Origin of the sequence: Paenibacillus phyllosphaerae, from assembly GCF_014192105.1 — a bacterium.
Classification (GTDB): Bacteria; Bacillota; Bacilli; order Paenibacillales; family Paenibacillaceae; genus Paenibacillus_Z; species Paenibacillus_Z phyllosphaerae.
On record NZ_JACHXK010000003.1, the window covers coordinates 478,344 to 502,914 of the forward strand.

Annotated in this window: 24 protein-coding genes; 19 read left to right on the forward strand and 5 right to left on the reverse strand. The window is 50.9% G+C overall.

Annotated elements, in window-relative coordinates:
* The first annotated feature begins 4 nt into the window (after window positions 1-4).
* The 13 genes from FHS18_RS09835 to FHS18_RS09895 all read left to right on the forward strand — a co-directional run bounded on the left by FHS18_RS09835 (window position 5) and on the right by FHS18_RS09895 (window position 13,570).
* The gene (locus FHS18_RS09835) at window positions 5-1,159 is read left to right on the forward strand and encodes a cysteine desulfurase family protein (protein WP_183599496.1); all 1,155 of its coding nucleotides are present in this window, start codon (window positions 5-7) and stop codon (window positions 1,157-1,159) included.
* A gap of 16 nt (window positions 1,160-1,175) precedes the next feature.
* Window positions 1,176-1,712 carry a PRC-barrel domain-containing protein gene (locus FHS18_RS09840; protein ID WP_183599498.1) on the forward strand — a complete coding sequence of 179 codons (537 nt, stop codon included), beginning with the start codon at window positions 1,176-1,178 and terminating at the stop codon, window positions 1,710-1,712.
* A 12-nt stretch (window positions 1,713-1,724) separates the two neighbouring features.
* Complete coding sequence (locus FHS18_RS09845; RefSeq protein WP_183599500.1) at window positions 1,725-1,919, forward strand: hypothetical protein; 195 nt, start codon at window positions 1,725-1,727, stop codon at window positions 1,917-1,919.
* Between the two features lie 156 nt (window positions 1,920-2,075).
* A complete protein-coding gene (locus FHS18_RS09850) occupies window positions 2,076-3,146 on the forward strand; it encodes an AI-2E family transporter (RefSeq protein WP_183599502.1) in 1,071 nt (356 codons plus the stop codon).
* A gap of 381 nt (window positions 3,147-3,527) precedes the next feature.
* Window positions 3,528-6,164 (forward strand): alanine--tRNA ligase, encoded by a 2,637-nt coding sequence (alaS, locus tag FHS18_RS09855; RefSeq protein ID WP_183599504.1) that lies wholly within the window; start codon window positions 3,528-3,530, stop codon window positions 6,162-6,164.
* 49 nt (window positions 6,165-6,213) lie between these two features.
* Window positions 6,214-6,477, forward strand: a complete 264-nt coding sequence (locus FHS18_RS09860) for an IreB family regulatory phosphoprotein (protein WP_183599506.1) — start codon at window positions 6,214-6,216, stop codon at window positions 6,475-6,477.
* A 32-nt stretch (window positions 6,478-6,509) separates the two neighbouring features.
* Window positions 6,510-6,926, forward strand: a complete 417-nt coding sequence (gene ruvX, locus FHS18_RS09865; RefSeq protein WP_183599508.1) for a Holliday junction resolvase RuvX — start codon at window positions 6,510-6,512, stop codon at window positions 6,924-6,926.
* A gap of 8 nt (window positions 6,927-6,934) precedes the next feature.
* Complete coding sequence (locus tag FHS18_RS09870; RefSeq protein ID WP_183599510.1) at window positions 6,935-7,237, forward strand: DUF1292 domain-containing protein; 303 nt, start codon at window positions 6,935-6,937, stop codon at window positions 7,235-7,237.
* A 33-nt stretch (window positions 7,238-7,270) separates the two neighbouring features.
* On the forward strand, window positions 7,271-7,570 hold the full coding sequence (locus FHS18_RS09875) for a DUF1292 domain-containing protein (protein WP_183599511.1): 300 nt from the start codon (window positions 7,271-7,273) through the stop codon (window positions 7,568-7,570).
* A 160-nt stretch (window positions 7,571-7,730) separates the two neighbouring features.
* Window positions 7,731-8,855 (forward strand): endolytic transglycosylase MltG, encoded by a 1,125-nt coding sequence (gene mltG / locus FHS18_RS09880; RefSeq protein WP_246427550.1) that lies wholly within the window; start codon window positions 7,731-7,733, stop codon window positions 8,853-8,855.
* A gap of 34 nt (window positions 8,856-8,889) precedes the next feature.
* Complete coding sequence (locus FHS18_RS09885; protein ID WP_183599514.1) at window positions 8,890-9,858, forward strand: peptidase U32 family protein; 969 nt, start codon at window positions 8,890-8,892, stop codon at window positions 9,856-9,858.
* Between the two features lie 65 nt (window positions 9,859-9,923).
* Entirely contained in the window at window positions 9,924-11,177 is a 1,254-nt protein-coding gene (locus tag FHS18_RS09890; RefSeq protein WP_183599517.1) for a peptidase U32 family protein, read from the forward strand.
* A 236-nt stretch (window positions 11,178-11,413) separates the two neighbouring features.
* On the forward strand, window positions 11,414-13,570 hold the full coding sequence (locus FHS18_RS09895) for a methyl-accepting chemotaxis protein (RefSeq protein ID WP_246427551.1): 2,157 nt from the start codon (window positions 11,414-11,416) through the stop codon (window positions 13,568-13,570).
* Window positions 13,571-13,635: 65 nt separating this feature from the next.
* Here FHS18_RS09895 and FHS18_RS09900 read toward each other — a convergent pair whose 3' ends face one another.
* Entirely contained in the window at window positions 13,636-14,316 is a 681-nt protein-coding gene (locus tag FHS18_RS09900; RefSeq protein WP_183599519.1) for a zinc metallopeptidase, read from the reverse strand.
* Window positions 14,317-14,358: 42 nt separating this feature from the next.
* Window positions 14,359-14,799, reverse strand: coding sequence for a MerR family transcriptional regulator (locus FHS18_RS09905; protein ID WP_183599521.1), 441 nt, complete (start codon window positions 14,797-14,799; stop codon window positions 14,359-14,361).
* Window positions 14,800-15,178: 379 nt separating this feature from the next.
* Between FHS18_RS09905 and FHS18_RS09910 the strand changes: the two genes are divergently transcribed.
* From FHS18_RS09910 to FHS18_RS09920, 3 genes are read left to right on the forward strand one after another with little or no spacing between them, the layout of a single operon-like run.
* Window positions 15,179-16,543 carry an ammonium transporter gene (locus tag FHS18_RS09910; protein ID WP_183599523.1) on the forward strand — a complete coding sequence of 455 codons (1,365 nt, stop codon included), beginning with the start codon at window positions 15,179-15,181 and terminating at the stop codon, window positions 16,541-16,543.
* Between the two features lie 54 nt (window positions 16,544-16,597).
* Window positions 16,598-17,668: a DUF294 nucleotidyltransferase-like domain-containing protein gene (locus FHS18_RS09915; RefSeq protein ID WP_183599525.1), complete on the forward strand. Its 1,071-nt coding sequence runs from the start codon at window positions 16,598-16,600 to the stop codon at window positions 17,666-17,668.
* Between the two features lie 16 nt (window positions 17,669-17,684).
* Window positions 17,685-18,419, forward strand: a complete 735-nt coding sequence (locus tag FHS18_RS09920) for a 3'-5' exonuclease (RefSeq protein WP_183599527.1) — start codon at window positions 17,685-17,687, stop codon at window positions 18,417-18,419.
* On the opposite strand, the gene FHS18_RS09925 is transcribed toward FHS18_RS09920, so the two are convergent.
* Both FHS18_RS09925 and FHS18_RS09930 read right to left on the reverse strand, forming a co-directional pair.
* A complete protein-coding gene (locus tag FHS18_RS09925) occupies window positions 18,393-18,866 on the reverse strand; it encodes a Mov34/MPN/PAD-1 family protein (protein WP_183599529.1) in 474 nt (157 codons plus the stop codon). The two genes, FHS18_RS09920 and FHS18_RS09925, sit on opposite strands and share 27 nt — an antisense overlap.
* 52 nt (window positions 18,867-18,918) lie before the next feature.
* Window positions 18,919-20,223, reverse strand: coding sequence for an MFS transporter (locus tag FHS18_RS09930; protein WP_183599531.1), 1,305 nt, complete (start codon window positions 20,221-20,223; stop codon window positions 18,919-18,921).
* 142 nt (window positions 20,224-20,365) lie between these two features.
* Between FHS18_RS09930 and FHS18_RS09935 the strand changes: the two genes are divergently transcribed.
* The gene (locus tag FHS18_RS09935; protein ID WP_183599533.1) at window positions 20,366-20,959 is read left to right on the forward strand and encodes a TlpA family protein disulfide reductase; all 594 of its coding nucleotides are present in this window, start codon (window positions 20,366-20,368) and stop codon (window positions 20,957-20,959) included.
* A gap of 83 nt (window positions 20,960-21,042) precedes the next feature.
* Here the strand turns inward: FHS18_RS09935 and cimA are convergent, their stop codons facing one another.
* On the reverse strand, window positions 21,043-22,656 hold the full coding sequence (gene cimA, locus FHS18_RS09940; protein WP_183599535.1) for a citramalate synthase: 1,614 nt from the start codon (window positions 22,654-22,656) through the stop codon (window positions 21,043-21,045).
* A gap of 208 nt (window positions 22,657-22,864) precedes the next feature.
* Between cimA and FHS18_RS09945 the strand changes: the two genes are divergently transcribed.
* Window positions 22,865-24,136 (forward strand): DNA polymerase IV, encoded by a 1,272-nt coding sequence (locus tag FHS18_RS09945; protein ID WP_183599537.1) that lies wholly within the window; start codon window positions 22,865-22,867, stop codon window positions 24,134-24,136.
* Window positions 24,137-24,208: 72 nt separating this feature from the next.
* Window positions 24,209-24,442 (forward strand): ferredoxin, encoded by a 234-nt coding sequence (locus FHS18_RS09950; RefSeq protein WP_183599539.1) that lies wholly within the window; start codon window positions 24,209-24,211, stop codon window positions 24,440-24,442.
* Window positions 24,443-24,571 lie beyond the last annotated feature (129 nt).

Here is a 24,571-nt window from a genome sequence, read left to right on the forward strand (position 1 = left end):
CCTCATGGAACGATTTTATTTCGATCATGCCGCATCCTCGCCCATCCATCCGGATGTTGCAGAGACGATGATGGCTGTATATACCGGCAACTATGGCAACGCCTCTAGTACACATAGCTTTGGCCGCTCGGCCAAACAGCTGCTCAGTCGCTCGCGGGACACCATTGCACGCGCAATTGGTTGTACTTCCTCCGAGCTTTATTTCACGTCTGGGGGTACGGAGAGTGACAACGCGGCCATTATCGGCACGGCACGAGCAAGACGGGAGCAGGGTAAGAACCATGTCATTACTTCTTCGACGGAGCACCATGCCGTAGTACGGGCTTGTGAGGCTTTGGTTAAAGAAGGTTTCGAGCTTACGCTCCTGCCTGTTGATGAGAATGGCCGGGTAGACGTGGCAGATGTTGAAGCAGCCATTCGCCCGGATACCGCGCTCATTAGCGTGATGTATGCCAATAACGAAACAGGGACGATACAACCCATTCAACAGATCGGCGAGCTCGCAAGAAGACTCGGCGTTCCTTTTCACGTTGATGCCGTACAAGCGCTCGGTTCGCTGCCGATTGATCTTCGGACACTGCCTGTCGACCTGATGAGCTTCTCTGCGCACAAGCTGAATGGGCCGCAGGGAATTGGTGCCTTATTTATCGCCAAACATCTGGCCTTTGAGCCCTTGCAACACGGCGGCTCTCAAGAACGCAAACGCCGCGCCGGCACGGAAAATTTGGCTGGAGCAGCTGGATTTGCGAAGGCGGTTGAAATTACTGTGAATTCCATGATGGAGCGGAAACTTTTTCTGGACAAGCTTCGTCTTAACTGGATAGAACGTATGAAAGCACTATACGGGGAGGACCGTATCCGAGTGAACGGTCATCCTACCGAACATCTGGCGCACATCGCCAATTTAAGCTTCCTGGGAACGGATACGGAGACGCTGCTGATGAACTTGGATCTGCAAGGAATCGCCGCTTCCGGGGGATCCGCTTGCACGGCTGGAGCGATCGAACCGTCTCATGTGCTGAAGGCCATGAATCTGTCGCAGGAAAGATTAACTTCCGCAGTAAGATTTAGCTTCGGTTTGGGGAATACTCTGGAGGAACTGGAACGCGCGTCGCAAAAAATTGAAACATTCTTAAGTCGCGTTCGTACTAACGCCTAGGAGGCTTCCTCATAACATGATTAAGCTTCAACATATGATTGGCCTGCCTGTTCTTATCATGTCGACAGGTCAACAGGTTGGTCATGTGAAGGATGCATGGTTCGACGAACATTGGGAGCTATCCGGTATCATCCTGGATGTGGGAAGGCGATTCTTATCGGCCACCAGATCCATCCTCTGGTCGGATGTTGTCAAGTGCGGGGAAGATGTCGTATTCATTATGAGCGAGCAAGCGGTTCACAAGGCGCTTCCAGCAGATATTCAACGATCCTTCCACACCGGAGCGATAAGGCTTAAGGATCTCATCGTCGTTACGACCGATGGGGAACAACTTGGCCGAGTATCAGATGTTTATTTTAGCAACGAACAGGGTACACAGATAGTAGGCTATGAGCTAACTGACGGATTTATCGCAGATGTTATGGACGGGCGTAAGTGGTTGCCGGCTCCGACTGATCTCGATACCGTCACATTAGGTGAGAATGCAATAATCGTTCCGGCCGGCAGTGAACTGCTATTAGAGCCGGTCACTGCTTCTGATTCGGATATATAGGGAGAAATGAATATGAGATGTCCCAACTGCAACTCTAAAGATATTGGCAAAATCGGTTCCCACCAGTTCTACTGCTGGGGCTGCTTTATCGAACTAACGGTGAATGGCGACAAGATGTCGGTCTTCCAAGTCGAAGAAGACGGCACCCTCAGCTCGTTGGATGATTTGTTCTTTGAGGATGAGATTCCTCAAGTACACGCGAACTGACATCATGCATAACCGAAGGCGTCCTCATTTATGGAGGGCGTCTTTTTGTATTTGTTGGATGAAACTGAAGACTTGTACATATACTGTAACAGTTAGTTCGGCCAATTGCCAATTTAGGGCGATATTGCCTAACGCTGCAGTGGAGAGGGGAGAAGTATGGATCGTTTAACAAGCAGTCGTCTGGTTCGCGGACTGATTATCGTTATTTTAGCTTTAATCGCACTGTATCTGCTTCTCCTGATCAAGCCGATTATCATTCATATCTACAGTTTTCTGAAAGCGGTGCTCGCCCCGTTCCTCATCGCTATGATCATATCTTATGTGCTCAATCCGATCGTTAGTCTGTTGCATGAACGCAAGGTGCCGCGGACGGTTGCGGTATTGTTGATCTATGCCGTATTTCTGGCGTCGCTCACCGTCATTCTGATGAATGCGATCCCCATGTTCATGGAGCAGCTGCAGGAGCTCAATCAACATATGCCGGATTTGACGATGAGAGCACAGAGTCTGGTGAACGACCTCAATAATTCATCCTTCCTGCCTGAAAGCATACGAGGAGGAATCCATAACTCGCTGTACAAGCTGGAGAAGTACGCTTCTGAAGCCATTTTCAGCTTTCTGAACAATATTGGCGCGATGCTGAATGTCGTCTTTATTGGGTTCATCATTCCGTTCCTGGCCTTCTATATCCTGAAAGATTTTGAAGTGTTCGAGCGAACGGTGCTCACTTACGTACCGAAGCCGCATCGCAAGCATGCCGTCCGTCTGATCAAGGATATCGACCATGCGCTTGGCAGCTATATCCGCGGCCAGTTTCTCGTCTGCGTGATCGTCGGCGGTCTGGCATACATCGGTTATCTATGCATAGGGATGCCATATCCGTTGCTGCTCGCGGCGATCGTGGCGGTAACGAACATCATTCCCTACTTGGGTCCGTTCTTCGGCGCAGCGCCGGCACTCGTAGTGGCTTCTACCATCTCGATCAAAATGATGTTGTTCGTTGTCGTCATCAACACGGCCTGCCAGATTCTCGAAGGGAATGTCATCTCGCCGCAGGTCGTCGGACGTACGCTGCATATGCATCCGTTGTCCATCATATTCGCGCTGCTAGTGGGCGGAGAGATCGCGGGGATCGTAGGCATGATTCTGGCTGTACCGATCTTCGCCGCGGGGAAGGTCGTCATCCAGCATATATTCGCTTATTACGTCAGACGAAAGACGATATAATTTGACAGGTAAAGGCAAAAAACAATATAATCACTCTATACGACGATTTTTCATACATGCAAATCGTGGATGAAACATAAGTACACCATAGCCCTCATCCAGAGATGGAGCTTCTATGCGGTGAAGTTGCAGCAGATCCGCATAGGCTGTAAGAGCTCCAATGAAGAAGAATGGTGGAAAGCTGGTTTCGGAGAGTGGACGAACTTCACCGGATGGACCCGTTAACGTCTAACAAGGAGACTGACCGCACAATATGGGGCCGAGCATTAGCTGGCTTCAGACGGACAGTAACCAGGGTGGTACCGCGAATCATTCGTCCCTGTCTATGACAGGGGCGTTTTTGGTTTTTAACCTAAGTAACATATTGGAGGCATGAACCTTATGAAGGCAGCTGAAATCCGGTCCAAGTGGCTCGCGTTCTTCGAGAGCAAAGGACACAAAATCGAGCCAAGCGCATCGCTTGTGCCGCACAACGATCCATCGCTCTTGTGGATCAACGCGGGTATGGCTCCGCTGAAGTCCTATTTTGACGGACGCGTCATCCCGGACAATCCGCGGATTGCGAACTCGCAAAAATGTATCCGTACGAACGACATCGAGAATGTCGGCAAAACCCGCCGTCACCATACGTTCTTCGAGATGCTGGGTAACTTCTCGATCGGCGACTACTTTAAGGAAGAAGTCATTACTTGGGCATGGGAGTTCCTGACTGATCCGAAGTATATCGGATTCGACCCGAACCGTCTGTCCGTCACGGTCCATCCGGAAGACGAAGAAGCGTTCCGTTACTGGAATGAGAAGATCGGGGTTCCCGCTGAGCGCATCTACAAGCTCGAGGAGAACTTCTGGGATATCGGCGAAGGTCCTTGCGGACCATGTACGGAGATCTTCTACGATCGCGGCGACAAGTACGGCGACCTGAGCGACCCGGAATGCTGGCCGGGCGGAGAGAACGAGCGGTTCCTCGAAGTATGGAATTTGGTATTCTCGCAATATAATCATAATAAAGACGGCAGCTATACACCGCTTCCGAACAAGAATATCGATACAGGCGCTGGCCTTGAGCGTTTTGCTTCGATTCTGCAAGACGTGGATTCGAATTTTGATACCGACTTGTTCATGCCGATCATCAACCAGACTTGCGCGATCGCTGGCGTGAGCTACAAATCGAATGCGGACCACGACGTGGCGCTGAAAGTCATTGCCGACCACATTCGCACGGTTACTTTCGCAGTCGGCGACGGCGTGCTTCCGTCGAATGAAGGCCGCGGTTACGTTATCCGCCGTCTGCTCCGCCGCGCTGTCCGTTACGGCAAGACGCTTGGCGTGGACCGTCCGTTCCTGTTCGAGCTCGTGAAGACGGTCGGCGATGTGATGGGCGTATACTACCCGGAAGTCGTCGAGAAGCGCGAATTCATCGAGAAAGTGATTCGTACCGAAGAAGAACGCTTCCACGAGACGCTGTCCGATGGACTGGCTCTGCTTGCCGATCTGGTCAAACATGCCCGTGAAGCGGGTCAAACCGAGATTACTGGCCCGGATGCGTTCAAACTCTATGATACGTATGGCTTCCCGTTCGACTTGACGGAAGACTATGGGGCAGAGCAAGGCTTCACGGTTGACCGCGCCGGATTCGATGCGGCAATGGAAGCGCAACGTGAGCGCGCGCGGGCTGCTCGCCAAGATACGGGCAGCATGAATGTTCAAGGCGGACCGCTTGCCGATTATACGGACAAATCCGAGTTCGTAGGCTACCAGGAGCTCGTGCTCGAAGGCGCTCAGATCAAAGCCATCGTAGCGGGCGATTCGCTCGTAGATTCGGCACCAGAAGGCAGCCAAGTCCTCGTACTGCTGGACCGTACGCCTTTCTATGCGGAAAGCGGCGGCCAGATCGGTGACAAAGGCACGATCAGCGGCGATGGATTTGTCCTTCAAGTAGAAGACGTGACGAAGGCGCCGCATGGCCAGCCAGTCCATCACGCCGTTGTGAAGAGCGGAACCGTTCGTTCGGGCGCTACGGTCCATGCAGCCGTAACAGCTGTAACCCGTGACGCGATCATCAAGAACCACACGGCAACGCACTTGCTCCACCGCGCATTGAAGGATGTGTTGGGCGAGCATGTCAACCAAGCGGGCTCGCTCGTTGAGCCAGATCGTCTGCGCTTCGACTTCTCCCACTTCGGCAGCATCAGTGCTGAGGAACTGGCAGACATCGAACGCCGGGTGAATGAACAGATTTGGCTCGGCACTCCGCTGCAAATCGACTACAAGTCGCTTGCGGAAGCAAAAGCACTGGGCGCGATGGCGTTGTTCGGTGAGAAATACGGCGATACGGTTCGCGTCGTGCGCGTCGGCGAGTACTCGCTTGAACTGTGCGGCGGCTGCCATGTGACGAACACGGCACAGATCGGGTTGTTCAAGATTGTCGGCGAGAGCGGTATCGGCTCGGGCGTTCGCCGGATCGAAGCCGTATCTGGCCGCGGGGCTTACGAATATGTGGAAGGTCAGCTGGACGTGTTGAAACAGGCGGCCGGAGCACTGAAATCGAACGTGGCGGATGTGCCGAAACGGATCGACGCCCTGTTTACTCAAGTGAAGGAACTTGGCCGCGAGAACGAATCGCTTCAAGGCAAATTAAGCCGGATCGAAGCGGGCTCCCTGGAGTCCTCGGTGAAGACTGTCGGCGGCGTAAGCGTGTTGGCAGCTAAAGTGAGCGCGCCATCCATGGACGCGCTGCGCGGTATCGCCGATGAGTTGAAGACGAAGCTGCAATCGGCCGTTATCGTTCTTGGCGCAGTCGCGGACGAGAAAGTCAATCTCGTCGTATCTGTATCGCCTGACCTCGTCAAGCAAGGCTTCAATGCCGGCAAAATCATCAAAGAAGCAGCTGCGGCATGCGGCGGCGGAGGCGGTGGACGTCCGGACATGGCACAAGCGGGCGGCAAGGATCCTTCGAAGCTGGAAGAAGCACTTCGAATTGCCGAAGAACTGGTTCTCTCACATGCAAATGTGATATGATAAGATTATCAATCGGCTGTTAAGCGGCTTGGAAAGTGAGGTGCTGGCGATGAATTCCATGGACAAGACGATGAAGTTCGACGTCAAGGCAGAAGGGCTTGAATCTTCTCCCAAGGACATTTTGTTATCCGTGTACAATGCACTGCAGGAGAAGGACTATAATCCGATTAACCAGATCGTTGGATATTTGCTGTCTGGCGATCCTGCGTACATTCCGCGACATAACAATGCCAGAAGTATTATTCGCAGAAAAGAGCGCGACGAGTTGATTGAGGAGCTTGTACGATCTTATTTAAGTCAGCACCGCAATTAAGTATTGTTGAACAAGAGAGGAATGAAGGTCGTATGCGTCTGATGGGATTGGATTACGGCGACCGCAATATCGGAGTTGCCGTCAGCGACGCATTCGGCTGGACCGCGCAAAGTGTTGGGGTCGTACAGAAGCGGCGAGACAATGGCGAGCTTGATGAGATTGCCAAGCTTGTCGCTGAGCGTGAAGTAAGCGAGATCGTGGTTGGTCTACCTAAGAACATGAATGGCACCATCGGTCCGCGTGGCGAAATTTGCATCGCATTCGCACAAGATTTGCAGCAAAAGCTAAACTTACCCGTTCACCTTTGGGACGAAAGGCTAACGACAGTAGCAGCCGAGCGTACGCTCCTTGAAGCAGACGTCAGCCGGAAGAAGCGAAAATTGAATGTAGACAAAATGGCGGCTCAGCTCATTTTGCAAAATTATCTCGATTCTAAAACGAAAAGGTGAGGGTTACGATGGCAAAGGACGACATGCAGTACGAAGAGCCGGAAATCATCTACATTCCAGATGAAGAAGGCAACGAGGAAGAATTCGAGGTTGTCATGAAGTTTGAGGTAGACGGGTCCGATCAAAAATATATGATGGTCGTTCCACTCAATCCCGATGAAGACGATGAAGAGGCTGAAGAGGTATACGCCTTCCGTTACGAAGAAGAAGGCGATGATCTGAAGCTGTATACGATCGAGGATGAAGAAGAGTGGAATATGGTCGAGGAGACGTTCAATACGCTTCTCGGCGAAATCGACGAGAACGATTAGTCGTTGTCGAGTACGTAAAGGAGCTAATGCCGGTTGAACGATCTTGAACGCATTTCCGTATTAGGTCCAATCTACGGTAACGAAGTCGAATTGGTCGGGGACAGCGGCAGTACGGAAGTGTTCCGTATCGTTGCCGAGTTCCGGCTGGATGGGCAAGGGTATGCCGGTCTTCAGACCGCTGCTATGCGCAAGGAAGATGAGGTAGCTTTCTTCCGGATCGTGACGCAGGAGGGCGGAGAGCCGGAACTGGAGTCCATAGATGATGAGGATGAGTGGGAAGCGGCATCAGAAGCATTCGATGATCTGATGTTCGCTGGTGACGAGCAGCCTTAATAAGGTGTAGCTCGACCCCCGATCATCTCGCATCGAACCTAATCGCATGAGTGTCTTAAGGGGCGGTCCAAGGCCGTCCCTTTTGATGTGTGCGTTATTATGTACAGCTCACTTAGTTATAATAGTTGAGAGACGATGCCGTGAAACGGAGGACTTCAGATTGGATCAGAGTAAGCAGCCGGCCGCTGGCAGAAGGGTTCGAAGCGGTCCGAGCAAAGGTCGGATTACATTTTGGGTCATTACATCAATACTGGGGTGTATGCTGCTTGTTGTAGCAGCCGTGGCGCTTTATATATGGAACGGGCTGCGCCCAACGGCTGAAGGTGAAGTGAAGCAAGTTGAATTGAAGAGCGGCATGTCACCGGCCCGGTTTGCGAATGAGTTGGAAAATCAGGGGATCATACGGGATGCTATTATTTTTAGCTACTACTTGCGGATTAAGGACGAGGGAGATCGCTTTCAAGCCGGGGTGTACGAGCTTACTCCGGGCATGGACAAGCAAGCCATCATCGACAAGCTGAATGCAGGCGAGACGATGAAGACGGAGACGGTACGGTTTACCATTCCTGAAGGATACACGATCGAACAAATTGCCGATACATTGAGCGTGGACGGCATCGTGGATAAAACCGCATTCCTGACCTTGGCGGATACGAGCCGAACGTGGGCAGACACGGATGAAGCCGGGCATATTCCCGATTCGGCTGACTTGGAGCATCGCTTGGAAGGCTATTTATTCCCGGAGACCTACGAGATGGAGAAAGGGAGCACAGCGGAGCAACTCATCGATCGGATGCTGAAGGAGCTGGATCGCAAGCTGGACTCGCTACCAGAGAACTGGGAAGAAGCCATGGCAGAGCGCAACGTTGATTTTCACCAACTTCTAACGATAGCATCGCTTATCGAGCGTGAAGTTGTTGTTGATAAGGAACGGCCGATCGTCGCGGGTATCATCTACAACCGGTTGAAGGAAGAGATGCCGCTTCAGATTGATGCCACCGTGCAATATTTGCTAGACAAACAAAAAGAGCGGCTGCTTGAGAGCGATCTGGACGTCGAGAGCCCTTATAACACGTATAAAGTGAAAGGCCTGCCGCCCGGACCGATCGCTTCGCCAAGCTTGAAGTCGATCGAGGCAGCGCTCTATCCAGAGGAGACGGATTATCTGTTCTACGTCACCAAGAAGGATGGCACGAACGAGCATCTGTTTGCGCGCACCTATAGCGAGCATAATAAAAATATTCGCAAGAGCAATGAAACGGCGAAAACTTCAACGAATGAATAAGACCACAACGATGATTTAAGGAGGGCGTTCGTCTATGGCAACAAAGCCCGAACTTATCACCAGCGCCTCTTCGCTTGAGGAACTGGTACGTTATATGGATGCCGGCGCAGATGCGTTCTTGCTTGGCGAAGCCACGTATGGCGTCAGGATGCCTGGCGATTTCACGATCGACATGTTGACAGAGGCCGTGAAGGTCGCGAAGCCGCGCGGCGTGAAGATCTATGCTGCACTCAACAATGTAATGGATAATCACACGGTAGCTTCGTTGCCAGCTTACCTCGAACAGCTTGCTCAGATCGGCATCGACGCCATTGTATTCGGCGATCCGGCGATATTGATGAACGCGCGCTCGAAGGCCCCAGGCATTCCGCTTCATTGGAATGCGGAGATGACTTCCACGAACTATGCGACGGCGGATTACTGGGGCAAGCGGGGCGCAACGAGAGTCGTGCTCGCGCGAGAGCTTAACATGGAGCAGGTACTGGAAGCGAAAGCGAAAGGCAGTCTTGAGGTACAAGTGCAAGTACACGGCATGACGAATATCTATCATTCGAAACGGCCGCTAGTACGCAACTATATGGATCATCAGAAGGAAGCGGGAGCTAAGTTCGCTGAGGGCGATCATTTGCCGATCGATGGCGTTCCGGTAGGCACCCAAGAAGACGGTATGTATCTGATTGAGGCTGAACGTCCTGAAGAGCGTTTTCCGATATATGAAGACTTGAATGGCACGCATGTCATGAGTTCGGACGATCTGTGCATGATCGAGAATTTACATGAGCTGATGGAAGGCAATGTGGACAGCTTCCGTATTGAACCGATTCTGAAGTCGGTGGAATACAATGAGGTCGTTATCCGAGCCTACCGCAGTGCGATTGACGCCTACTACGAAGACCCGGACGGCTATGAATTCAATGAAGAATGGCTTGAGGCGATTCAAGACGTACAAGATCCGAAACGCGAGTTATCGTACGGATTCTTCTATAAAGAGCAAGTTTATTGACCGTTTGGCCGCTGGTCGGATGGTCAGACATCAGGATGGACGAGAATAACAGGAGGTGAACGACCATGGCAACGAAGACCAAGCCGCAATATACGGGTAAACGTCATCGTCTGGACCGACCAGAGTTGCTAGCGCCAGCAGGTAATCTGGAAAAGCTGAAATTTGCCGTGCACTACGGTGCGGATGCGGTTTATATTGGCGGTCAGCAGTACGGTCTACGGTCGAACGCAGATAATTTTACATTCGAAGAGATGAAGGAAGGCGTGGAATTCGCGGCTCGTTACGGCGCCAAAGTGTTCGTGGCTACGAATATTTATGCTCATAACGAAGACTTGGATGGGATCGAAGATTATCTTCGGGGTCTTGAAGAGGCGGGAATCGCGGCGATTATCGCTGCCGATCCGATTATTATGGACACGGCCATGCGCGTAGCGCCAAAGCTCGAGGTTCATGTCAGCACGCAGCAATCGACGATGAACTGGCAGGCCGTACAGTTCTGGAAAGATGAAGGCGCGCCGCGTGTCGTATTGGCACGTGAGGCAAGCTTGGAAGAAATCGCGGAGATTAAGAATCATGTCGATGTTGAGATCGAAGCGTTCATCCATGGCGCGATGTGTTCCTCGTATTCAGGCCGCTGCGTATTGTCGAACCATTTTACCGATCGTGACTCCAATCGCGGGGGCTGCTGCCAGTCTTGCCGCTGGAAATACGATATTTATGAAGACGACATTCAGCTGTTCGGCATGGATGAAGACAAGTTCACGATGGGCTCCAAAGACTTGTGCATGCTCGAGAACATTCCGGATCTGATTGAAGTTGGCGTCGACAGCTTCAAGATCGAAGGCCGAATGAAAAGTCTGCACTATGTCGCGACCGTTGTTCATGCTTACCGTAGAGCGATCGATGCCTATATGGCCGATCCGGACAACTATGAGTTGAAGGAAGAGTGGCTCCATGACATTCAGAAGGCAGCCAATCGTCCGCTCAACAGCGGATTCTTCTATGATACGCCGGGCGCTGAAGACCACATCTATGGTCCGGAAGATAAAGCCGCTCCTTACGATTTCGCGGGAGTTGTCTTGTCTTATGATGCCGAGACGGGCTTAGCGGTCGTGCAGCAGCGGAATCATTTCAAGCCGGGACAGGAAGTTGAATTCTTCGGGCCGAACGGTACATCGTTCAAACAGATCGTTGGCGAGCTGAAGAATGAAGCCGGTGAGCCGCTCGATGCGGCGAGACATCCGCTTCAGCCAATCGTGATGCGGGTCGAACGACCTGTGCAGCCGATGGATATGATGCGTAAACGGATTCGTCCATAAGGTATTATAAGCTCGATTCCCAATTTCCCGAAAATTGGAATCGGGCTTTTTAATTTTTTTGTTAATTTGCTATTAATATGAATGTAAGGGATGCCGATATACACGAGTAGGGGAATTGGCAATTGTGTTTATGTAATAAAGCAAGCGTTTCCACGGACCGCGTAATCGGGTACCGAAGCAAATTCAATTCGCCCCCAAACTAGCAGACTACATATTACAGAGGGTGGTGTCGTAGCATGAAGAAAAGCAAGTGGTTTGCGAATTCAACTAAAGATAAGAAGAGCGCTGCGAAACAGGGGAAGAAAGCATCAGCGGCGGGGTCCAAATTGAAAGCGCTTTATGCCAGACTGCAAGAAACGACGAAACAACTTAATATGAAGAACCCGGTTCAATCGGTCGGCCTTAAATTATTTTTAATTATTTTCTCGGCCATTCTGGTCTGCGTGCTCGTCGTCGGGTTGTCGTCGTATTCCACTTCGAAATCGATCATCAAGAAGAAAGTGTCCGAATCGAATGAGGTTGCGCTTCATCAATCGAACGGCAAATTAAATTTGATGTTCCAGAATTTCGAAGACTTGACCATGCAGATCATGCTGGACAACAATGTACAAGATCAGCTCAACATCGTGCGGTCCGCGGTAGAAGATTATGAGCGTTTCCAGGCTACGATGAACATCGGAAAGATGCTGCAAAGTTATGTAGTCGGTAATCAGTCGATCGTAAGCACGAACATGATTGCCATCGATGGATCATTACCGCCAATGTCCGTCGGCAGTACGATCAGTTCGGCGCAGAGTGAAGAATGGTTCAAGCAGGTGCTCGCGCTTGACGGCAAAGTGAGTTGGATCGGGGTTCGGGATAAAGGTCTAAGCGGTTCTAGCTCGAATCCAACGTTAGGACTAGCACGGGTAATTAAGAATACAACGACCAACGAAGGCAAATTCGTCCTTGTGATGGAGTTTAATGTTAATTTCTTGGCCAAACAGCTTGAAGATCTCCAGCTTGGCGAGGGCAGCCGGGTCTCGATCGTGGACAGCAACAGCAATATTATCTATGACGAAGATCTAGCTTTGGTTGGCAAACCTTCTACGATCGCTTTGCCTGAAGGATCCGCCAAGGGAACATTGGAAGGAAAAGGGCTATCGGGCGAGAATGTGCTCGCGTTCTACGACCAATTCGAGGTGATGGACTGGCGTTTGCTCGGTACCGTGCCTGTTGAACATCTGGTGAAGGACGCCGGGCAAATTAAAACGACAACATGGATTATCGCGGCGATTGCAGCCTTGCTTGCCATTGCTATCGGCTTGTTCGTTATTCGGATTGTCGCCATGCCGCTCATTAGATTGCGCAATCTGATGAATGAAGGTGCGCTTGGCAATCTGAACGTTCGCGCGGATAACAAGAGTAAGGATGAGATAGGTCAATTGGCGAGTAGTTTTAACCAGATGATGGAGCAAATAACGACGCTAGTGAAGCAGACGACACAATCCGCCACAGAGGTGCTGCAGACAGCGGGAGAGCTCGCTGAAGCTTCGAAACAGACCGCTGCCTCGGCCAAGGAGATTGCCGTCGCAACGGAAGAGATCGCAGGCGGTGCCACATCTTTGGCGGTGGAGTCGGAACGCGGATCTGATCTGACTGGCGAGATAGAAGATCAGATGAAGCAGGTGCTCGAGGATAATGTCATGATGGGCCGCTCGGCCAAAGAGGTAGAGCGGGCGAGCGTGCAAGGCGCCGACTATATGAATGTGCTCATCTCCAAAACCGGTGCTACGGAAGAAATGACACGCTCGATGGTCGATAAAGTAGATCGGTTGAAGGAAAGCACGAATTCGATCCGCAAAATATTAGAGGTGCTGCAGAGCCTCACGAAGCAAACGAACATTCTTTCGTTGAATGCAACGATTGAAGCTGCAAGAGCAGGCGCTGCCGGCAAAGGATTCATGGTCGTCGCGGATGAAATTCGCAAGCTGGCCGACCAATCCAAGCATTCGATCGACGTCGTCGGCCAAATTACAGTGACGATTCAGCATGAAGTCGAAGAAACCGTACGCGTTCTGACAGAGGCGTATCCGATGTTCCAGGAACAGATTGTATCGGTTAAGGACGCCAATGAGATCTTCCTTTCGGTGCAAACTCAGATGAGTCAGTTCGTCGATAAGTTGGAATCGGTAACCGCATCGGTAGGCACGCTCGAACAATCGCAGAAGGTATTGGCCGAAGCGATGGGGAATGTCAGCGCGGTAGCTGAAGAATCTTCGGCTACTTCGGAGGAAGTTGCTTCTCTGAGCCATGAGCAGACAAGAATTGCCGAAGGTCTCGTACGGTTGTCAGACAAGCTGGAGACGGTATCCAATGGGTTATCGGAGGCTCTGCAACGATTCCGTACGTAATAGAACTAGAGGCATAAACAACAAAGGAGACCGGCATAAGCCGGTCTCCTTTGTTGTTTATCGGATCAATCGTCACTGCTTCTGAAAATCATAATATATTTAATCAGCTCAAGTAGTGAAATCAACGCAGCTGCAACGTACGTTAGTGCCGCCGCATTCAATACTTTGGCTACTCCTCGTTCCTCTTGGTTCGTTATGAATCCTTCTGCGACCATAAGATCTCTTGCTCTGGAACTTGCGTTAAATTCGACAGGCAGCGTAACGAGCTGGAAAGCAACCGCCGCGGAGAAGAAGATAATGCCAAGTCCGATCAGGCCGGTAAAGTGGAACAGAAAACCGGCTAGCAAGAGGAATGGGGCTGCTCCCGATGCGATATTAACGAGCGGGAACATTTTGTGCCTGAGCGTCAGCATAGGGTAACTGACTTTGTGCTGAATCGCGTGGCCAACTTCATGACACGCAACGGAAATGGCCGAGATGGAGCTTTCATAATATACAGGCTCCGATAATCGTACAACTCTATGGATCGGATCGTAGTGGTCCGAAAGTGTCCCTGGCACGGGCTCAACCGGCACATCGTGCAAGCCGTTGCTGTCAAGCATGCGGCGTGCGGCCTGATAGCCTGTTAGGCCGCTCATCGCTCTGACCTCCGACCATTTCTTAAATGTCCCGCGAACGCGGAATTGCGCCCAGATCGAGACGGCAAAGGCGATGAGAATGAGAAAGTCCATCGGGTGAAAAAACATATGCGTTCCTCCTTCATTCTAATGAAGGTCTTCGGCAGCAGCTTACATAAACCCGCTTTTGTTCATCAGTAGCATTAGCGCTTCGACACAGGCTGCAGTGGATGGCACCAATCGTTTGATGACTTTCTGCGCCTGACTTGGCTTCAGTTGACTCAATACAGGCTCAAGCTCTTTGACTTCGCGCTGAAGCTGCTCTAGATGAAGTTGAAGGTCTGTCAGCTTACCGGAAACCTGCTCTTCAGATGAAATTTTTTGCCAGCCGTTCAGGTTGGCTTTAATCTCATCTAATGAATACTTGTCTTTTTTCATTTGTTCAATACGTTTGAGCCGGTGCAACGTTTCATCACTGTAGAGCCGATAATTTTTGGCTGATCTGGCTTCTGGCTCGATAAGTCCTGAGGAAGTATAAAAATCAATCGTTCGGGGACTGACACCTGCAAGTTTGGAGAGCTCGCCAATACGGTACAATGGTTTCTCTTCCATAGTCTCACCTTCTTTCAAACACAAGATTACTTATTATCTATGATACCGAAAAATGAACCATACAGTCAAACGTGATGCTTTCGGCCAATGATTTTTATTAAACCTGACATAGGAATTCGTAACAGGCGAGCCTCTTGCACTTCCAGAGTGGACAGCTGTGCATTAGACAAGCCGAAATGCGAAGGATAAACGCGGATTTTTGCAGAAAATTCATTCAAACTGTGAAAAAACTTAACATTCGTCTTGTTTGAACAAGCGAATGTTAGAATTTTTTTCAGTTCAACTAAAAACTGTATTGTCAAATCAGGTTCTTCTGACTATAATGACATTAAGTCTTTCCTAGAGTGTAAGGAATCATCACATTGAGGGAGTGGTCGTTGTGGTCAAGAAACTTTTGCTTTCATTAGGTGCATTATCCTTGTTGTTCCCGGCATTATCGTACGCGGATGATCCTTCAGCAGCACAATTGAACATGGGTCTTAATGCCCTGTGGGTTATGGTTGCTGCTATTCTAGTCCTATTGATGCAAGGCGGATTTATCCTGCTGGAGTCCGGTTCGACGAGAATGAAGAACGCCGGACACGTTGCAGGTAAAACAATCTTCACGCTTGGTCTTTGTTCGTTGATTTATTGGGCAGTGGGTTATGGATTCACTTTCGGCGCTGACAGCTCGGAAGCCTTGAATAAGTTTATCGGTACCGGCAGCTTCTTCTTCGATCCTTCGATCTCTGCTGGCGAAGGCGACAATTATCCTTCGACGATCTTCTTCATATTCCAACTTGCTTTCGCATCGATTTCCTTGAGCATCGCATGGGGCGGTTTCGCGGAACGCGCTAAACTTTCTTCCTATCTTATCTTTACGATTCTATTCACGGCCGTTATCTATCCCGTTGTAGCTCACTGGATCTGGGGCGGCGGCTGGCTTGCACAAGACGGCGCGCAAGACTATGCCGGTTCCACCGTCGTTCACTTGACAGGCGCGCTTGCTGCATTCGCGGCAACCGTTCTACTGAAACCCCGTATCGGCAAATTCAATAAAGACGGCTCGGCGAACGAAATTCTGGGTCACAACCAAGTGTTCAGCGCATTGTCCGTATTGCTCCTGTGGGTAGGTTGGTTCGGCTTCAACGCTGGTTCTGCACTTAGCGTAGGCGATGGCTTCTTCGGTTACGTTGCCTTCAACACGCAACTTGGCGCCGCTGGCGGTGCGGTTGCAGCACTCTTGATCTCCTGGCTCGTAGCGGGTAAAGCGGACATTACTTCGATGTTGAACGGTGCGCTTGCCGGTCTCGTTGCCATTACAGCTTCTTGTGCGTTCGTTGCTCCATGGGCAGCGGTAGTTATTGGTCTGGTCGCTGGCGTACTCGTATTCTTCAGCGTCAAGTTCTTCGAAAAGATGAAAGTCGACGATCCGATCTACGCGCTGTCCGTACACGGTGCAGCTGGTATCTGGGGTACACTTGCAAATGGTATCTTCGCTACGCAAGAACTTGCTGAGAAAGTTGGCGTTGGCCAAGGCGGTCTGATCGATACGGGCAGCTGGCACCAACTGTGGGTTCAATTCGAATCCGTTGTTGTCTGCGGCGCATACGTCCTTGCAGCCTCGTTCCTGATTCTTGGCGTCATGAAGCTGGTTATGGGCTTCCGTGTAACAGAAGAGCAAGAAATCATTGGTCTGGACCTTTCCGAGCATGGCACTTACGGCTACCCGGAACAAATGAAAAAAGCCCAACAAAACCTGTAATTCCATGTTAAAATCGAACTAGATTTTCATGCGATAAGAAAGGGAGAGGGCAGCATGAACGATCCGGTCGGTACGCAGCTGCTGACATTGATTCGAACAGCGGACGATATGAAGACGCTGCGTGGATTACGGGATCAATTCCATGACCAGATGGGGTCTCTGCTCTCCGAACAACCGGTTGAACAATTTTATAATCATCTGAATGACGTGCATGATGCGCTGATTCAGCGGACTATCGCACTTTCAGAAATGCAAATGGCACGGTTGGGGAATGGTTCCCCGCCCGTGCCTTATGCATATATATTGTTCGGCAGCGGTGGCAGAAAAGAGCAGACATTCTCCAGTGACCAAGATAGTGGATTGATCTATCGCGATCCAGAGGACGAATTCGAACGGGACGAAGTCAAACGGTATTTTGAACAATTCGCAGTTACAATCGTGCAATCCTTGCAACAATTGGGTTATCCGCCATGCGAAGGCAACGTTATTAGCAACAATCTGGATTGGAACCATTCGCTGACCGAATGGCAGCATAAGCTTAACGGTTGGTTCGAGGATCCGAATTGGGAGCGGGTTCGTTACCTGCTTATTGTGGCGGATGGCCGCTGCGTATACGGGCAAGAAGAACTGCTCAGTGCGCTCAAACGTCATTTTTATTCCGACATGTTGAAGAATCCAGTCATTGTCAATCATATGTTGAGCAATACGATGCGGCATAAGGTGCTTATCGGTGTATTCGGACAACTTCTGAAAGAGCAGTATGGCGAGGATGCTGGCAGCCTTGATGTGAAATACGGCGCCTATATTCCGATGGTGAATTCCATTCGATTATTAGCTATCCAGGCCGAGCTGCACGAGACCTCGACATTGGCCCGCATTCAAGAACTGAAAGCTAGGGGCAGATTGACCGATGAGGATGCCCAGGCGTATACGGTTGCATTCAAGCTGTTCCTTCGGTTGCGTCTAATGACGACCGAGCGCGAGGTGGACGCGATGTATGGGAACAATGGCAAGTTAGCGAGCCGTCGATTAACGAAGGAGTTGATCGATGAGCTGAAAACCGCCCTGCGCGTAGGGAAGAAACTCCAACGGCAGGTTCATCGCCTAATGGGCGGCAAAATGTGAGGTGTATGGGGAATCCATGAAAGAGCAAAAAGGCGTCGGACGGATGTGGCATTTGTATAAAATGGGTGGCATTACACCGGCGATTGCTTCGATGCTTGGGGCGCAGAATGCGCAGCAAATGGCATTTATCCGCTCCATGTCCAAAGAGCAGCGCAAGCAGTCCGCCATGGAGCAACCTCTGGATGAGATGGAAGTGATCGTCTTTGATCTGGAGACGACCGGGTTCTATCCCTATAACGGCGATGAGATCATCTCCGTCGGTGCCGTTAAGCTGACGGGCATGCAGCTGCACGAAGAGCAGATTTTCTACAGCCTGGTTAATCCGAAGCGAAGAATTCCGAAGCATATTACCGAGTTAACCGGCATTACGAACGATATGGCCGAGGATGCCCCGGATCTGATGCAGGTGCTGCATGACTTTATGGAGTTTGTCGGCAAAAGAATGCTCGTCGCACACGCGAGCGGTCATGATAAGCAGTTTCTGAATGCGGCCTTATGGCGTACTTCGAAAATAAACCTGACCCATCGCGTACTCGATACGATGATGGTGGCCAAGTGGCTGGAACCGAATCGGGAAGGGTACGGCCTGGATGAATTGTTGACGGACGGCGGCATCGAAATCACGCAGCGGCATCATGCGCTTGAAGACTCCTTGATGACGGCGCGGTTGTGGCAACGTTACTTGAAACGGATTCTGGCGCGCAATATTACAACGTTAGGTGACTTATATGCTTATCTGAGTAAACATTGAAGGGAGCCATGTTTGTCCTGCCTTCCGATATACCTTCACATGGGCAATATTAGAGGCATCGCGATCAGCCAAAGAGATAATCCAATAGGTAGGAATAGAGGACCACTGCATGCCCGCTAGATCGGCTTGTGACGGGATAGGCGGCGTCGTTGGATGAGAGTGGAAGAAACCGACAAGGGATTGTCGGTTTTTTTGCATGGCATAATAGGCGCTAACCCATTCTTCAGGCGCGAATGAAAAAGTGAAGCTTCTGCTTGTCGCTCGGTTCGCGATGGGATAGACGGTTTCGATCGACAGACGTGTCGATTCGGTATCGATAAATTGGCCTCCCAGTATTCCGCACGCCTCGTTAGGCAGTGCGGAGCCGGAGAGAGAGATCATCCGCAAGAGGGCCTGTGAATGGATGAGAATGGTGGAATCCGGGAGGTTCAATGGTTGCTCTTGCACGGTATCAGCCTCGCTTGCCGTTCGTTTGCCCTTTAGTATACCATACGGCGGTTTAACCGCCAGTGTCACCGGCTTGCTTAGGCGGATGGACGAATGCGGCTACAAGACCGAGTCCAGCAAGGCTTAGGCCAGCTATGACGCTGTAGAGCAGAATATCGGACTTGCTGGCAAGCCATCCGAATAATGGAGGGCCGAATGCGACACCCAAGAATCGAAGGCTGTTATATAGGGAAGTAATCATCCCCCGATGCTGACGGTCGACGGCGCCCGTAATTAAGGTGTTGAGACAAGGCAATAGAAGCCCTGTACCCACGCTGCTTAAGCTTGCGAGTCCGATAACGACCCAGACGTTCTTATAGAAGAAGGCCGCAGCAGCCAAAGAAACGGCCATTAGCGCAAGTCCGATCACCATAAGGCGCCGCATCAGCGTGCCATTGTTCTTGATATGGTGGCCTGTCATGTAGGAGGTAATGACCAGTCCTAGCAGAGGGATCGCCAGAATGCCGCCTTTGGCCACACCTTCAATCGAGTAAGGCGGTTTCTCGAGAATATCGGACAGGCGGAACAGAACGCCGAACAGGATGAAGAGGCCAAGTGAGCCAGAGACGAAGGCAGAGATGAGCCAACGCCCTTTCTGCTTGAACAGTTTCACGATATTGCCGAGATATTCCTTAATCGATGGCGGTTCCTGTTTTGATTCAGGTTCTTTGATGAAGAACATCATGGCTGCGAACGAAGCGGCACAGAACAACGGAAAGGCGAATAAAGGCGCATACCAAACAATCATCGCTAATAGAGAACCGATGATGGGGCTAAGTACTTTACCGAATCCGTTCGAGGCTTCGATTAATCCGAGTGCTTCGCTTTCCTCCCCGTCCTTATACATATCGCCCACTAAAGCCATTGCGATAGGCGATGTGCCTGCAGCGCCGATCCCTTGAAAAGCTCGAGCGGTAATAAGGAGTGCGTAAGAGTGCCATAAAGCACCTAGCCCGGCGACGATCCCAGCTACGCCATAGAGCGCTAAGGAGCCGAGGATTATTTTTTTGCGGGCAAAACGATCGGACAAATAACCCATGAGGGGTATGATTAGCCCTGCTGCAACGGAGAACGTGGAAATGACTAAGCTGGACTGAAAGTCGCTCACGTTCAATTTGGCTTGCATATCGGGTAAAATAGGTACGAGCATGGAATTGCCTAGTACGAGGACGAGCGGAACAGTGGCAAGTGCGAAGTATTGAACCCATTTCTTTCCTGAGGCGGACTTGTTGCCGTTACTGCCGTCTTTCGTCGTCTGCTTCTCCACGGTTCGCATTTTGCCGGGAGAGGTTCCCCCGTGTGTTTTCGTGCCGCTCATAATCGAACCACTCTCCATGAATTGTTGTTTTTCCCTTTCGTAATGTGCCCATAAACTTGAGGTTAATTCTGCTGCATGGTAACATGGCAATTAAGTGGCTAACGACAACGTTAGACATATATGGAAAGAAAGAAGGCTTACAATGAAGCGATCACTTATTCTGTTGGCTGTCGTAGTTGTAATGATTGGTGTGGCTGTATACCAGAATATTGAGAAGTCCAAGCCGCTCGCATCAGCTACTACGGCGCTAGAGGAAAGTAGTTCAGCCAATGCGGCTTCAGTTGAGGTTAAACCTAAGCCGGGCTATACGGCACCTGTCCTTACGCTTCCGGATCTGGCGGATCAGAATATGGTTGTAGGCGGACAGAACGATAAATTGGTGCTGGTCAATTTCTGGGCTTCGTGGTGTGGACCTTGCGAGCTGGAGGCGCCGGATCTGCAAGCCTTGTCCGAGGAATATAAGGATGGGATGGTCCTGTTAGGCGTTAACGCCACGAGCTATGATAAAGAACGTCAAGCGCGTGAGTTCGTCGATCAACAGAAATTTACGTTCCCGATTCTTATGGACCGGGAGGGGGCTGCAACGGAGCAGTATAAGATTACGTCATTCCCGACCAGCCTAATCATTGACCAGAACGGGATTGTTCGTGAGCGGGTAACGGGTGTCATTACCAAAGCCGCCTGGAAAGAGAAAATTGACAAATGGCTTCCAACATCAAACGGTTCAAGCTCTTAAGGGAACTTAGCTGCATGACCAAAAAAACGCCAAGCGCTAAAGGGGAAGGCCTTTAGATCTTGGCGTTTTTGACTTTTCATTATTTAGTGGTTAACGAGACCTAGTCGCACGCGAGGTACGTCATGTGCGGTTTCTACCTTGGACATATTGAGCAAGGCGTAACGGAAGCTGTCTACCAGTGCTTCCCAGCTAGCTTCAATGACGTTGCTGGAGACGCCGACCGTACTCCAGGAGCTCTCGAAGTCCGTCGATTCCATAAGAACGCGAACCTTGGCGGCAGTTGCGTCCTTCTCATCGATGACGCGGACCTTATAGTCGGTAAGATGAATCGCGTTAATTTTCGGATAAAATTGGACAAGCGCTTTGCGCAGCGCGTTGTCTAGCGCATTAACGGGGCCGTTGCCTTCCGCTGCCGTATAGACGGTCTCGCCATCGACATTCACTTTAACGATCGCTTCAGCATTCATCTGGCCGGCTGCTTTCTCCATAATCATCTTGAACGATTCTAGCGTGAAAATCGCCTTATGCTCGCCGAACGCGTCACGCAGCAGCAATTCCAGCGAAGCATCGGCGCCTTCATACTGGTAGCCTTGATGCTCGAGCTCTTTGATTTGCTCCATAATTTTCTTCGTCTTATCGTTGTTCGTATTAATGTCTAGGCCGAGTTCTTGCGCCTTGGAAATAATATTGCTCTGTCCGGCCAGTTCGGATACCAGAATCCGCTGCTTGTTGCCGACCAATTCCGGGCGAACATGCTCGTACGTCTTGGAATCTTTCATAATCGCGGAGACGTGAATACCGCCTTTATGCGCGAATGCGGCATTGCCGACATATGGCTGTCCGACAGGCATGTGGGCATTGGCGATTTCGCTGATATAGCGGGCCGTCGTTGTAAGCGATTGTAATTGATCGGCTGACAGACAGGCATAGTTCATCTTGAGCTGCAGGTTCGGAATGATGGAGCATAGATTCGCATTGCCGCATCGCTCGCCGTAACCGTTAATCGTACCCTGGACCTGCCGAGCGCCGGCTTGGACCGCTGCCAAAGTATTGGCGACAGCAAGCTCGCAGTCGTTGTGGGTATGTATGCCCAATGGAACAATCAATTCCTCGCGTACGCGGGAGACGATCTCATGGATCTCGGTCGGGAGCGTTCCGCCATTCGTATCGCAGAGAACGAGCCAGTCCGCACCGGCTTCCTGCGCCTTAAGAAGCACAGACAAGGCATATTCGGGATTATGCTTGTAACCATCGAAGAAGTGCTCGGCATCGAAAATGGCCTCGACATCGTTGCGTTTCAAGAAGGCGAAGGAGTCGTAGATCATCGCCAAATTCTCTTCGAGCGTTGTTTGTAGTGCCGTATGAACATGGAAATCCCATGATTTACCGACCAAAGTCGCCGCAGGCACACCGGATTCCACGATTCGTAGTAAGCTGGTATCGTGCTCAGCCACGCTATGTTTGCGTCTGGTGCTGCCGAATGCGGTCAGCTTGGCCTGCAGCCGCAGCTGCTTCGCGCGCTCGAAAAACTCAATGTCCTTGCTGTTACTGCCCGGATTGCCGCCTTCAATATAATGGACGCCGAGAGCATCAAGCTTCTGGGCGATTTTTAATTTGTCTTCCGCAGATAAACTGATTCCCTCGCCTTGCGTACCGTCCCGCAGCGTTGTGTCGAAGATCGAAATTTCCTGAGCCATGCTTGGACGCTCCTTCCTCATGTAGAATCACACAATTATATAATTGGTTCATTATAGCATGTAATACGGTGGGCGTAAACGAAGTTGTGTGTATCCAATGAGAACGAGTGTCCACTTCCGATGGACAAGTTGACGCTTCGGGCGGCGGTTAGGTATGCTGTGGTTACGCAAAATGAATGCCTATGAGGTAAGAGGATGTGAGCGGTTCATGGCAACGAATCGAACCGGACGAATTATTATTCATCTGGATATGAATGCCTTCTATTGTTCCGTTCACGAAGCGGAACAACCTGACATATATAAAGGAAAGGCGACCGCGGTCGCCGGCAGTTCCGAGCTGCGCAAAGGGGTTATCGTGACTTCTTCTTACGCCGCGAGACAGCGAGGCGTGAAGACCGGCATGACGGTTAGGCAGGGGCTGAAGCTTTGTCCCGACCTGATCCTGATTCAGCCGGACTTCAACCTGTATCGTAAATACTCCAGAGGTTTCATGTCCATCGCGAGCCAATATACACCTCTAGTAGAGGCGACCTCAATTGACGAATGCTATCTAGATATTACGGGTTCATCGGTATTCGGCGAGCCGCTTGAAATTGCGCGTACGATCCAGACCCGTATTCAGCAAGAATGGCAGCTCCCGTGCTCGATCGGTATAGCGCCGAATAAACTGTTGGCGAAGATGGCCTCAGATATGCAGAAGCCGAATGGATTCACGGTACTGCGCATTCGCGACGTGTCGAAGCTGCTCTGGCACAAGCCATGCGACACCTTGTTTGGCGTAGGGCGCAAAACAGCCGAGAAATTGCGTAAACTGAACATTCGTACCATCGGACAGCTTGCTGCCACTGACGAAAATTTGCTAATTAAGCAATTTGGGGTAGTTGGTTCTTGGCTAAAAGCCGCTGCAAACGGCATCGATCATTCCCCCGTCATCGCCGAGCGTGAGCCGAACAAATCGATTGGCCACACGACAACCATGCCCCGCGATGTTACCGAGCGTGAGGAGGCTCACCGGATTCTGCTTAATTTGACGGATCAGACTGCAAGGCGGCTGCGACGGCAGAAGCTAATGGCCAAGGCCGTCCAGATTACGATCCGCAAGCCGGACATGACGACGATTACGCGTTCCTCGACGATGGAAGTGCCGACCGACGTAATGGCAGATCTTTTCAAGGAAGCGACGACGATCTTTGATCGTTACTGGCGGGAAGGGGATCCTCTTCGATTGCTTGGGGTCACCTTGCAGAATCTTTCGCCGAGAGACGATACTGCCGTGCAGCTGGATCTGTTTAACTACGAGGAGCAGCCACGCAAGGAAGCACTCACGAAGGCAATGGATCAGTTGAGGGATAAGTTCGGCGAGGACGCCGTGCTCACGGCCGGGATGCTTGGAGACGATCCGTCAGCGCTCATCCGCAACAAGCGAATTCGGGGGACATCCTTGCAAACGGACGATCTTTTGTTATATAGTGATGAGTGAAGGTTATAATTACTCTAATTAACGCAGCTCAGATAAGTGGATTGGCTTATCTCAATAATAGGAGGGTATCACATGTCGAAATTTACTTACGTTGATAAAGATACATGCATCGCATGCGGAGCTTGTGGTGCAACGGCGCCTGACATTTATGATTACGATGATGAAGGTCTGGCGGAGACCATCTTTGATGGCGACGGCAACCTGGGCGTGAAAGAAATTCCAGAAGATCTGTATGATGACATGCAGGACGCTTGCGATGGCTGTCCTACGGATTCGATTAAGATCGCGGATTCGCCGTTCAACTAATCGAACTCAATAACGTTCCTAACGAGACCCTCGTGCTTGCATAACGCAAGCGCGGGGGTCTCTTATTTTTTTCTGAGATGATTCGAGAGCATTCACCTTGTTTCGACAAGCTTCTTATTGCCAGTCGCC

Coding starts and splice junctions, on each gene's coding strand:
- cimA (WP_183599535.1), bottom strand. CDS start 22,656: ATGGCTCAGGAAATTTCGATCTTCGACACAACGCTGCGGGACGGTACG.
- FHS18_RS09860 (WP_183599506.1), top strand. CDS start 6,214: ATGAATTCCATGGACAAGACGATGAAGTTCGACGTCAAGGCAGAAGGG.
- FHS18_RS09890 (WP_183599517.1), top strand. CDS start 9,924: ATGGCAACGAAGACCAAGCCGCAATATACGGGTAAACGTCATCGTCTG.
- FHS18_RS09920 (WP_183599527.1), top strand. CDS start 17,685: ATGAAAGAGCAAAAAGGCGTCGGACGGATGTGGCATTTGTATAAAATG.
- FHS18_RS09840 (WP_183599498.1), top strand. CDS start 1,176: ATGATTAAGCTTCAACATATGATTGGCCTGCCTGTTCTTATCATGTCG.
- alaS (WP_183599504.1), top strand. CDS start 3,528: ATGAAGGCAGCTGAAATCCGGTCCAAGTGGCTCGCGTTCTTCGAGAGC.
- FHS18_RS09945 (WP_183599537.1), top strand. CDS start 22,865: ATGGCAACGAATCGAACCGGACGAATTATTATTCATCTGGATATGAAT.
- FHS18_RS09935 (WP_183599533.1), top strand. CDS start 20,366: ATGAAGCGATCACTTATTCTGTTGGCTGTCGTAGTTGTAATGATTGGT.
- FHS18_RS09950 (WP_183599539.1), top strand. CDS start 24,209: ATGTCGAAATTTACTTACGTTGATAAAGATACATGCATCGCATGCGGA.
- FHS18_RS09895 (WP_246427551.1), top strand. CDS start 11,414: ATGAAGAAAAGCAAGTGGTTTGCGAATTCAACTAAAGATAAGAAGAGC.
- FHS18_RS09870 (WP_183599510.1), top strand. CDS start 6,935: ATGGCAAAGGACGACATGCAGTACGAAGAGCCGGAAATCATCTACATT.
- FHS18_RS09835 (WP_183599496.1), top strand. CDS start 5: ATGGAACGATTTTATTTCGATCATGCCGCATCCTCGCCCATCCATCCG.
- FHS18_RS09905 (WP_183599521.1), bottom strand. CDS start 14,799: ATGGAAGAGAAACCATTGTACCGTATTGGCGAGCTCTCCAAACTTGCA.
- FHS18_RS09915 (WP_183599525.1), top strand. CDS start 16,598: ATGAACGATCCGGTCGGTACGCAGCTGCTGACATTGATTCGAACAGCG.
- FHS18_RS09900 (WP_183599519.1), bottom strand. CDS start 14,316: ATGTTTTTTCACCCGATGGACTTTCTCATTCTCATCGCCTTTGCCGTC.
- FHS18_RS09885 (WP_183599514.1), top strand. CDS start 8,890: ATGGCAACAAAGCCCGAACTTATCACCAGCGCCTCTTCGCTTGAGGAA.
- FHS18_RS09845 (WP_183599500.1), top strand. CDS start 1,725: ATGAGATGTCCCAACTGCAACTCTAAAGATATTGGCAAAATCGGTTCC.
- FHS18_RS09930 (WP_183599531.1), bottom strand. CDS start 20,223: ATGAGCGGCACGAAAACACACGGGGGAACCTCTCCCGGCAAAATGCGA.
- ruvX (WP_183599508.1), top strand. CDS start 6,510: ATGCGTCTGATGGGATTGGATTACGGCGACCGCAATATCGGAGTTGCC.
- FHS18_RS09850 (WP_183599502.1), top strand. CDS start 2,076: ATGGATCGTTTAACAAGCAGTCGTCTGGTTCGCGGACTGATTATCGTT.